This is a genomic window from Desertihabitans aurantiacus (genome assembly GCF_003344635.1).
GTDB lineage: Bacteria > Actinomycetota > Actinomycetes > Propionibacteriales > Propionibacteriaceae > Desertihabitans > Desertihabitans aurantiacus.
Genome location: NZ_QPKK01000147.1, coordinates 1 through 9,916 on the forward strand (window position 1 = coordinate 1; position 9,916 = coordinate 9,916).

At 73.3% G+C, this 9,916-nt stretch carries 10 protein-coding genes; 6 read left to right on the forward strand and 4 right to left on the reverse strand.

Features of this window, described 5'->3' with window-relative positions; genetic code table 11:
• Positions 1–41: 41 nt before the first annotated feature.
• Entirely contained in the window at positions 42–1,427 is a 1,386-nt protein-coding gene (locus tag DVA66_RS12360) for an ABC transporter substrate-binding protein (protein WP_114560362.1), read from the reverse strand.
• A 189-nt stretch (positions 1,428–1,616) separates the two neighbouring features.
• Between DVA66_RS12360 and DVA66_RS12365 the strand changes: the two genes are divergently transcribed.
• Genes DVA66_RS12365 through DVA66_RS12375 form a run of 3 tightly spaced genes read left to right on the forward strand, consistent with a single transcriptional unit; the run spans position 1,617 to position 4,307 of the window.
• Positions 1,617–3,041: a GntP family permease gene (locus DVA66_RS12365; protein ID WP_114560363.1), complete on the forward strand. Its 1,425-nt coding sequence runs from the start codon at positions 1,617–1,619 to the stop codon at positions 3,039–3,041.
• A 40-nt stretch (positions 3,042–3,081) separates the two neighbouring features.
• A complete protein-coding gene (locus DVA66_RS12370; RefSeq protein ID WP_114560364.1) occupies positions 3,082–3,546 on the forward strand; it encodes a nitroreductase/quinone reductase family protein in 465 nt (154 codons plus the stop codon).
• Positions 3,547–3,590: 44 nt separating this feature from the next.
• Complete coding sequence (locus tag DVA66_RS12375; RefSeq protein ID WP_198671711.1) at positions 3,591–4,307, forward strand: SDR family oxidoreductase; 717 nt, start codon at positions 3,591–3,593, stop codon at positions 4,305–4,307.
• Between the two features lie 112 nt (positions 4,308–4,419).
• Here the strand turns inward: DVA66_RS12375 and DVA66_RS12380 are convergent, their stop codons facing one another.
• Complete coding sequence (locus tag DVA66_RS12380) at positions 4,420–4,923, reverse strand: MarR family winged helix-turn-helix transcriptional regulator (protein ID WP_198671712.1); 504 nt, start codon at positions 4,921–4,923, stop codon at positions 4,420–4,422.
• A 96-nt stretch (positions 4,924–5,019) separates the two neighbouring features.
• Between DVA66_RS12380 and DVA66_RS12385 the strand changes: the two genes are divergently transcribed.
• Positions 5,020–5,922, forward strand: a complete 903-nt coding sequence (locus DVA66_RS12385; RefSeq protein WP_114560365.1) for an NADP-dependent oxidoreductase — start codon at positions 5,020–5,022, stop codon at positions 5,920–5,922.
• 102 nt (positions 5,923–6,024) lie between these two features.
• Here the strand turns inward: DVA66_RS12385 and DVA66_RS12390 are convergent, their stop codons facing one another.
• Positions 6,025–6,336 carry a hypothetical protein gene (locus tag DVA66_RS12390; protein WP_114560366.1) on the reverse strand — a complete coding sequence of 104 codons (312 nt, stop codon included), beginning with the start codon at positions 6,334–6,336 and terminating at the stop codon, positions 6,025–6,027.
• 234 nt (positions 6,337–6,570) lie between these two features.
• Here DVA66_RS12390 and dgoD point away from each other — a divergent pair, with 234 nt between their 5' ends.
• The gene (gene dgoD, locus DVA66_RS12395; RefSeq protein WP_114560367.1) at positions 6,571–7,725 is read left to right on the forward strand and encodes a galactonate dehydratase; all 1,155 of its coding nucleotides are present in this window, start codon (positions 6,571–6,573) and stop codon (positions 7,723–7,725) included.
• A 36-nt stretch (positions 7,726–7,761) separates the two neighbouring features.
• Here the strand turns inward: dgoD and DVA66_RS12400 are convergent, their stop codons facing one another.
• Positions 7,762–9,129 (reverse strand): mannitol dehydrogenase family protein, encoded by a 1,368-nt coding sequence (locus DVA66_RS12400; RefSeq protein WP_114560368.1) that lies wholly within the window; start codon positions 9,127–9,129, stop codon positions 7,762–7,764.
• Between the two features lie 103 nt (positions 9,130–9,232).
• Here DVA66_RS12400 and DVA66_RS12405 point away from each other — a divergent pair.
• Positions 9,233–9,916, forward strand: a 684-nt coding sequence (locus DVA66_RS12405; RefSeq protein WP_198671714.1) for a UxaA family hydrolase, incomplete at its 3' end; no start/stop codon positions are given.

A 9,916-nucleotide genomic window follows, 5' to 3' on the forward strand; every position in this document is an offset into this window, starting at 1 on the left:
GTCGGCGGTGGCACCGGGCGCGGCGGCGCTGGCGGGGAGAGTCACGTCGTCCTCCTCAGGGCGAGCTCCAGGTCGCGTTGGAGGGTGGCGAGCGCGGCACCGGTGTTCCCGGTGACGGCGTTGGCCACGTTCTTGATCAGGGCGGTCTCGACCGCGGCCTGCTGCGGCGGGGCCGGGATCGGGGCGGTGTCGGAGAACAGGTCGAGGGTGTCGTAGAAGACCTGCCAGTGCTCCGGGCCGTTGGTGGCGAAGAAGCTGGCGTCGACCATCGAGCGCCGCGTCGGGGTGGTGGTCGGCTCGGCGAACTGGATCTCCATGCCGGGACGGCTGACGCAGAACTTCATCCACTCCCAGGCCTGGTCCTTGCGCTGGGAGGTGGCCATCATCGCGTAGCCGGCGGCGCCGAACTGGTGGCGCTGGGAGCGCCAGCGCGGGAAGAAGGCGACGTCGTAGTCCTCGTTGGCCATCCCGCCCTCGGCCAGCCCGGTCACCCAGTAGGTGCCGGCCGGGGTCATCCCGATCAGCCCGTCGGCGAAGCGGGCGATCAGCTCGTTGCCGCCGCCCTGGGCCGGGCTGGAGGCCAGGCCCTCGCGGACCAGCCCGGCGAGCAGGTCGAAGGACTCGGCCACCCGCGGGTCGTCGGCGTTCGGCTCGAGCCAGCGGAACCCGCCGCCGCGCCCGGCCGCGGTGGGGTCGCCGGCGTAGAACTGCGACCACAACCAGTCCCCGCCCGGTGCCTTGGACTCGGTGAGGAAGGAGGTGTCGTTGTTGTACAGCCACGGCACCACCCCGCCGAAGAGGCGGTTGGTCCAGAAGTAGGAGAGGAAGGTGCCCTCGACGCCGCCGGCCAGCTCGCGGGAGACGTCGAAGAAGTCGTCCTTGGTCCAGTCGTCGGCGGGACGTCCGATGCCGACCCGGTCGAACAGGCGCCGGTTGTAGAAGATGTTGGCGGCGTTGAAGTCGATGGGCAGCTGGTAGAGGCTCCCCTCGTACATGAACGCCTCGACCAGCGCGGGGTGGACGTCGCTGAAGAAGTCGGCCATCTCCGCGGCGTCGCGGCGGACGTACTCGTCCAGCGGGTGGGCGAGCCGGTCGGCGAAGAGCTGGGCGCCCTCGGTGGCGACGACCACCAGGTCGGGCGGGCTGCCGGCGGCGACCAGGGTGAGGATCTTGGCGAAGAAGTCGCGCCAGTCCTGGCCCTGGATGGCCTGGATCCGCACCTGGATGTCGGGGTGCTCGGCCTGGAAGGAGCGGACGAGCTCGGAGCGGGACTCGGCGTCCTGGGCGGTGCCGAGGATGGCGATGGTGAGGGCGTCGGTGCCCCGGCCGGGGATGTCGGACCCGGTGAGGCGGGGCCACGAGACCACGGTCCCGAGCAGCCCGGCGCCGGCGACCGCGAGCGCGGCCCGGCGGCTGAGGTCTGGCATGGAGGAACTCCTCGAACGTCGTCGGTCGGAGGGTGCACGTTCAGGCTGACACGTGTCAGGCAGAAGAGTGCATCGCCGACCTGACACGTGTCAACCAGTTCTCCGGGACAGGTGCCCGGTGAGGCCGGGCTGCGGCGCGGGGAGGGCCGCGGCTAGGTTCGTCGTCTCACCGAGGAGAGGAGTGCCCCCGTGGCCGCCCTGCACACCGCGATCGCGATCGTGGCCGCCGTCGTCCTGATCATCCGGTTCAAGGTCGACCCCGTGATCGCCCTGGTGCTGGCCTGCCTCTACCTCGGCCTGGCCGCCGGCGTGGGCGTGGAGGGGACGATCACCGCGGTCACCGAGGGCTTCGGCGAGATCATGGTCGACGTCGGGCTGCTGATCGGCTTCGGCGTCCTGCTCGGGTCGCTGCTGCACGCGATGGGCGCGTTCAGCACGCTGGTCAACGCGCTGGTGCGGGTGGTCGGGGCCCGCCGGCTGCCGTACGCGATGACGGCCGCGCTGTCGACGATCTTCCCGGCCATCTACGTCGACGTGCAGGTGGTGCTCGCCTCGCCGCTGGCCCGCTCGGCGGCGCCGCGGATCGGTCCGCGCGGGCTGGGCAACCTGGCCGGGGCGATCGGCACCGGCATCTTCTCCGGCTACGTCTTCGTGGTGCCCGGACTGGCCGCGGTCTCGATCGCCAGCCTGATCGGGCTGCCCCTGGGCACCTGGCTGCTGTTCGGCATCATCATCGGACCGGTGACCGCACTCGTCACCACGCTGCTGTTCTCGCTGCTCGTGCGGGCCGGCTTCTGGCGCCCCGAGCGGGACGAGGTGCAGCCCGAGGACGCCGCCACCGCACCCGAGCTCGAGGAGGAGGACGAGGACGCCGCCGACGAGCCGGCACGGACGCCCGAGGACGCCCGGGAGCGACGGCTCCCGCCGCTCGGGGTGCGGCTGCTGCCGATCCTGGTGCCGTTGGTGCTCATCGCCGCCGGCGCCTTCGTCGAGCCGTTCGACCTCGTCGCCCGCGCCGAGGCGGCGGGGCCGGCCGCCCAGTCGGCGGTCTCGACGCTGACCTTCCTCGGCGACCCGAACATGGCCCTGTTCCTCGGGCTGCTGGGGGCGTTCCTGATGGCCCGCCGGGTGCTGCGGGAGCACCGCACCTCCCAGGCGCTGACCAGCGGGTTCCGCACCACCGGCGAGATCCTGCTCATCACCGGCGTCGGCGGCTCGCTCGGTGCGGTGATCGAGGCGACCGGGCTGGGCGACGTCCTGGCCGGGCTCTTCACCGCCGAGGCCGGGCTGCCGGTGGTGGTGGCGGTGCTGCTGGCCTGGGTCGTGGCCGCGCTGCTGCACCTGGCGATCGGCTCGGTGTCGGTGGCCGCGATCGCCGCCGCCGGGATCATCGGCCCGGTGCTGGGCCAGCTCGAGGTGGCTCCGATCGCCATCGGTCTGGCGATCGCGTCGGGCGCGATGTTCGCCCTGCACGTCAACAGCAACTTCTTCTGGATGTTCAAGTCGCTGCTCGGGCTGACCACCCAGGGGACGCTGCGCTCGCTGACGCTGGTGACGAGCATCTCCGCGGTGGTGTCGCTGCCGATCGCCATCGCGGTCGCGCTGGTGGCCTAGCGCCGGACCGCGCCGGCGGGTCGTCGCCTAGGGTCGGAGGGTGCCCAGCGATGTCGTCCTCCGAGCCGCGAACGTCGTGCACCGTGCCCTCATCAGGCTCAGCGGCGGACGGCTCGGTCACCGGCTGATCGGCATGCCGTCGCTGGAGCTGACGACGGTCGGACGCCGCTCCGGCGAGCCGCGGTCGGTGATGCTCACCTCCCCGCTGCAGCTCGGTGAGGCGCTGGTCGTGGTGGCCTCCCGCGGCGGCGACGACCGGCACCCGGCCTGGTTCCTCAACGCGCGCGAGCACCCGGACGTCCAGGTATCGCTGGCCGGCGGACCACGGCAGCCGATGCGGGCCCGCGTCGTCGACGCCGAGGAGCGGGCCGTCCTCTGGCCGCAGATCACCCGCCGCTACCGCAACTACGCCGGCTACCAGCGACGCACCCAGCGGGAGATCCCGCTGCTGGTGCTGGAACCGGTGCCGGCCGAGGAGCCGGGCGAAGGAGCGCCGGCGTCGTAGGCCGGTGGAGACTACGGCGGGGAACCGACGAGGGAGGGATCGTTGTGGAGAAGGTGCTGTGGGTCACCGGCGGCGGCAGCGGGATGGGCGCCGCGTCGGCCCGGTACGCGGCGGCGTCGGGTTGGCGGGTCGCGCTGAGCGGACGGCGCACGGAGGCGCTGACCGAGGTGGCCGAGAGCATCACCGCCGACGGCGGCGAGGTGCTGACGCTCCCCCTCGACGTCACCGACCCCGAGCAGGTCCGAGCCGGGCACGACGCCGTGGTCGACCGCTTCGGACGTCTCGACGGCCTCGTGCTGTCCGCCGGGCTCAACACCCCGCAGCGCGACTGGGCCGACCAGTCGATGGAGGAGTTCGCCCGGGTCGTCGACGTCAACCTCACCGCCGTCGCCCGGGTGCTCGACGTGGCGCTGCCCCAGCTGCGCCGCACCGCCGGCGTGGTGGTGGTGATCTCCTCCATCGCCGCCTGGCGGACCAACCCGCAGGCCGGGGTGGCCTACAGCGCCAGCAAGGCCGCCCTCGCGCCACTGGTCGCCAGCCTCAACTTCGAGGAGGCGGAGCACGGCGTGCGGGCCTGCCACCTGTGCCCGGGCTACGTCGCCACCGACTTCATGAAGCTGCGCGCCGACGTCCCCGACGCGGCCGCGCAGGCGGAGATGCTGACCGCCGACGACGTCGGCCGCGCCGTCGGCTTCGTGCTGGACGCGCCGCCCCACGTCCGGATCGACGAGCTGGTCATCTCCCCCGTCTCCCAGCGCTGAGCCGCCTCACGCCGCCGCACGGCGCCCGCCCCCGTCCCGCCCGGTTGGAGGTAAACGCGCACTCCAGGGCGGGCGGAGATACCTCGAACCGGCAGTCGGGGTGCTGCCGGCGTCAGGAGATGTCGGACGGCCGGAGCGCGCGGGGCGGCAACAGCCCCACGCAGTCGCTGCGCAGCGGGGTGAGCAGCGCCTCGGCGATGCCCTCCAGCTGCTCGGCCTGGCCGGGGTCGAGGTGCTCGAAGACGAGGCGGCGCACCTCGGCGGCGTAGCCGGGCTCCACCTCCTCGACGACGCGGGCACCGGCCGCGGTCAGCCGCGCCAGCGTGCGCCGGGCGTCGGTGGGGTCGTTGCTGCGGGTGAGCAGCTCACGCTTCTCCAGCCGGGCGACGATCCGCGACAGGTGGGACGGGGTGACGCTGGCGGTGGCCGCCAGCCGGGTCATGTGCACCTCACGGTCCTCGCTGAGCGAGAGCCAGCGCAGCACCTGGTACTCGGCGTGGCTGAGCCCGGCCGCGCGGTCGAGGTGGGCGTCGAGCTCGGCCGGCAGCCACGTCATCACCCCGACCAGCAGGGACCAGGCGCGGTCCTGCTGCGGGGTGAGGCGGGGCGTCGGCACGGCCCCACCCTACGTTCATTTGCCGCGGAAAGCATTGCCTCATACAGTCCTTTCCGCGGCAAGCAATGCCGTGACCTTCTGCTCGAGGAGCTTCCCGTGCTTGCTGCCCGCTACCACCGCTTCGGCGCCCCGGACGTCCTGACGGTCGAGGAGGCGCCCGAGCCGCACGCCGGCGAGGGCGCGGTCCGCATCCGCGTGCGGGCCGTCAGCGTCAACCCGATCGACGTGCTGCTGCGGGCCGGGCACCTGCAGGGCGTCCTCGACCTGCCGCTGCCCCTCGTCCCCGGCCGGGACGCCGCCGGTGTGGTCGACGAGGTCGGGCCCGGCGTCGAGGACGTCCGCATCGGCGACCTGGTGTTCGGGCTCGGCGGGATCAGCGACACCACCGGGGAGCACGCCGTGCTGACCGCGTGGAGCGCCGTGCCGGAGGGCTGGTCCGCACCGCAGGCCGCCGCCGCGGGTCTGGCCGCCGCCACCGCCGCGAACATCGTCGACGCCCTCGGCGACCTGTCGGGCAGGACGCTGCTGGTCGAGGGCGCCTCGGGCGCCGTCGGCCGCGCCGTCGCCGCCTTCGCCCTGGACGCCGGCGCCACGGTGATCGGTACCGGGCGGGAGTCCAACCACGCCGCCCTGGCCGAGCTGGGCGTCCTGCCGACCACCTACGGCGACGGCCTGGCCGAGCGGGTGGCCGCCCTGGCACCCGGAGGTGTCGACGCCGCCGTGCACTCCGCACCGTCGCCATCCCTGCCCGACCTGGTCGAGATCGTCGGCGACCCTGCGCGGGTCGTCACCGTCATCGACAGCGAGGGGGCGCAGCGGCTGGGCGCGCGCAAGGTCGACGCCACCAACGACTCCGCCCAGCTGCGCCGCTTCGCCGACCTGGGTCGTCGCGGCGGCTACACCCCGCCCGTCGAGCACGCGCTGCCGCTGGCCTCGGCCGCCGAGGCGCACCGGCTGGCCGAGAGCGGCAGCGGCAAGGTCGTCATCACCGTCCCCTGACGTCGGGACGCCAGCACCGCCCCGGGGCCCGCTGGTGCAGGGGCCACGACGAGGCGGGCTCCGGGGCGCTGGCCTCCCACCCGTGCCCGGGCTGTCCCAGCGCTAGCCCTGCGAGCCGAGCAGAGGGAGCCAGGTCAGTGCGCTGGAGACGAGCGCGACGACCAGGAACGTCGCCAACGTGACCAGCAGCCAGCGCCGGCGGTGCCGTCCGAGCGCCATCACCGCCGGGGCGGCGCTCAGGGAGAGGGAAGCCCCCAGGATCGGCACCCAGATGTCGGGGTCCAGCTCCGCCTCCTGCCACGAGTACAGCCCGAAGGTCATCAGCGAGGCCAGGAAGAAGCAGAAGCCGGCCGGCACCAGGCTGAGCACACCCACCACGACCGCCGCGGCACGGATCCACCGCTGCCGGCGCACGCTGGCAGCGGTGGCCGGCGCCGAATCCTGATCGCGAGCCGATCCTGCGGGCATCGGGGCACCTTCCGTCGGGGCTGGGGACCAGTGTCGCGGCTCGCGAGGGTCACGGATCCCGGATCGCAGCGTTGCGGGCCACGACGGTGATGATGGTGACCGCACAGCAGCTGCAGCGCTACCTGATCAACGGGCTGACGCCGCACCGAGACGTCCTGAACTGCCCAGACGGAGGAGACCATGCAGATCACCCGGTTGAGCGTGCACCACGTCGAGCCGAGGTACTCCTTCCTCGTCGTGCACACCGACGACGACAGCCTGTTCGGCGTCGGTGAGGCATGCCTGGAGGGCAAGGCACGGGTCGTCCAGACCGCGGTCGAGGAGTACGCGCACCTGCTGATCGGCCGCGACCCCCGGCGGATCGAGCGGATCTGGCACGACCTGCACCGCAGCACCTTCTACCCGATCGGCTCCGTCCTCTCCAGCGCCATCTCCGCCATCGACCAGGCCCTGTGGGACATCCTCGGCAAGCACCACGGGGTGCCGGTGCACGAGCTGCTCGGTGGTCGCGTCCGTGACCGCGTGCGCGCCTACCGCCACGTCAACGTGGGCGACCACGGCCCGGACGAGGTGGCCCGCGACCAGGACCACATCGACGAGCTCGCCGCCGAGGCGCGGCTGGCGGCCCAGCAGGGCTGGAGCATGATCAAGACCGCCCTCCCCGGACCGGCCCGAGGGCTGGAGTCGGCGGCCTTCGTCGACTTCCAGACCCGCCGCTTCGCCGCCCTGCGGGAGGCAGTCGGGCCCACGGTCGACATCGGTATCGACTTCCACGGCCGGGTCGGCCCGGCGCTGGCGAAGACCCTGATCAAGGCGATCGAGCCGTGGTCGCCGATGTTCGTGGAGGAGCCGTGCCTGCCGGAGAACGTGGACGCGCTCGCCGACATCGCCCGCAGCACGACGGTGCCCATCGCCACCGGTGAACGGCTGTTCACCCGCTACGGCTTCCGCGACGTGCTGGAGAAGCAGGCCGCGGCGGTGCTGCAACCGGACCTGGCGCACTGCGGCGGCATCTCCGAGGGCCGCAAGATCGCCACGATGGCCGAGACGTACTACGTCCAGATGGCCCCGCACAACCCGCTCGGCCCGGTGAACCTGGCCGCGAGCCTGCAGCTGGACCTGGTGACGCCGAACTTCCTCTGCCAGGAGCAGCTGACCCTGGGTGAGGGCCTGGTCGAGGAGCCGCTCCGGGTCGTCGACGGCTATCTGGAGGCGCCGACCGCGCCGGGTCTGGGCGTGCAGCTCAGGCCCGAGGTGTTCGAGAGCGACTGGGCCGGTGACTGGCGGCTCCCCTCGTGGTCGGATCCGACCGACGGCGCGCTGCTGCCCTGGTGAGGACGCCGCTCATCAGCGAGGGCCGAGCAGCCGTGATCAGGAGGTGGCGCGGCGGACGTTCGAGCTGGCCTCGCGCAGCGCGGCGGCCATCACCGTGACGACCTCGTCCTGCAGGACGTCCTCGGCCGCCGGCGCGATCAGCCGGCAGACCCGCCGCACCACGGTCGCCTCGTCCGGCCCCTCGTCGAGGAGGGCCAGCACCTCGGTGGCCAGCGGGTCGCTCGAGGGGTCGCGGAACCGGGCGAGGTAGGCCAGCCAGAGCCCGACGAGCCGGGCCGTCCACTCCGGCCGCAGTCCGGCGGCGAGCTGGTCACGCATCGTGCCGAAGACCCGTTCCGGCAGCTTCCGTGATCCGTCGCGGGCGACCTGGGCGGTGGTGTGCCGGATCATCGGGTTGGCGAAGCGGCGCAGCACCTCCGCGCGGTAGCCGGGGACGTCGGCACCGGGCGGTGGCTGCAGCACGGTCGCCACCTCATCCATCAGCGCCACCACCTGCTGGTGCAGCGCCGGGTCGGCGGCGGCGCTGCTGATGGTGTCGTGGCCGGCGAGCGCGCCCTGCCAGGCCAGCAGCGAGTGCGAGGTGTTGAGCACCCGGAGCTTGAGCTGCTCCCAGCCGGCGACATCGGGCACCAGCTGGACACCGACCCGGTCCCAGCCGGGATGGCCGGCCACCAGATCGTCCTGCACCACCCACTGGCTGAAGGGCTCGGCGACCACCAGGCCGTGGTCGACCAGCCCGCTGAGCGCCGCGGCGGCCTCGACGTCGGCCGGGGTGGTGGCGGGGACGATCCGGTCGACCATCGAGCTCGGGAACGCGACGGTGTCGGCCACCCACGACGCCAGCGCCGAGGCGGGCTCGAGCAGCCGGCCGACGGCGTCCCTGAGCACCCGGCCGTTGTCGGAGAGGTTGTCGCAGCTGATGACGCTGAGCGGGGCGCGGCTGCGCTCGTGCCGGCGCGCCAGTCCGGCCGCCAGCCGGCGCAGCGGGATCGAGGTCGCCGGGTCGGCGTAGGCCTGCTCGGTGATGGTCAGCGTCACCACCCGGGTCCGCTCGTCGGCCAGCGCGTCGGCGATCGCGTCCTCCTGCTCGGCGGCGAGCACGTCGAGCACCGCGTCGACCAGGTCGAGCCGGTCGCCGTCGGGGTGGCGCACGAGCACGCCGTAGGCGCCGCCCTGCTCGGCCATCGTGCGCGCGACGTCGGGGCGGCGTCCGGTGACGCCGAGGACGCCCCAGCTCCGGTCGCCGGACAGGGCCATCGCCCGCTCGGTGTAGAGCCCCTGGTGGGCGCGGTGGAAGGCGCCGAACCCCAGGTGCAGGTGCCCCACCGACTCCGGGTGCGACCGGGCCGGTGTGACGCCGGGCGCCGACACCTCCGCCGCGGCCCGTCGGTTCAGTCGTCCCACGTCACGCTCCCCTCCCGCCCGTCTCGGACGTCCGACGAATGCGGCGCTCCCGGGCGTCCTGAATTATCGTGGTCCGACCGGTACCGAACGAGAGGCACCCCTGGTGAGTACTGCCGCTGCACCGACCGAGGACGTCCGCACGGACCCCACCCTGCTCCTGCTCAGCGAGGAGGACGACGTCGCCGTCGCCCTCGCCGACCTGGTCGCCGGCCAGCAGGTCGACGTGGCGGGCGGGTCGCTGACGGTCACCGCCGACGTCCCGCGCGGGCACAAGGTCGCCCTGCGTGCGGTGCCGGCGGGTCAGGACGTCCGCAAGTACGGCCAGGTGATCGGACGAGCCACCGCCGACATCGTCCCCGGCGCGCACGTCCACACGCACAACCTGTCCATGTCGGACACCGAGCGCCAGCACGAGTTCGGGGTGGCCCGCTGGCGGCCGCCGGCGCCGACCGGCGAGCGTCCGACGTTCCAGGGCTACCGCCGCGCCGACGGCCGGGTCGGCACCCGCAACTACATCGGCGTCGTCACCTCGGTGAACTGCTCGGCCACCGCTGCCAAGCTCATCGCCGAGCAGTTCCGCGGGATGGCGCTGGACGCCTTCGAGAACGTCGACGGCGTCGTGGCGTTGACCCACCAGAGCGGGTGCGGGCTGGTCAGCGGCTCGGAGGGCGCGGACGTGCTGCTGCGGACCATCCGCGGCTACGCCACCCACCCCAACATCGGCGGGCTGGTGCTGCTCGGGCTGGGCTGCGAGATGCTCGAGCTCGACCTCATCTCCGCCGACCTG

Bases quoted from the DNA above. Each gene is read 5' to 3' on its own strand.
- DVA66_RS12360 (WP_114560362.1), bottom strand. From the start codon at position 1,427: ATGCCAGACCTCAGCCGCCGGGCCGCGCTCGCGGTCGCCGGCGCCGGG.
- dgoD (WP_114560367.1), top strand. From the start codon at position 6,571: ATGCAGATCACCCGGTTGAGCGTGCACCACGTCGAGCCGAGGTACTCC.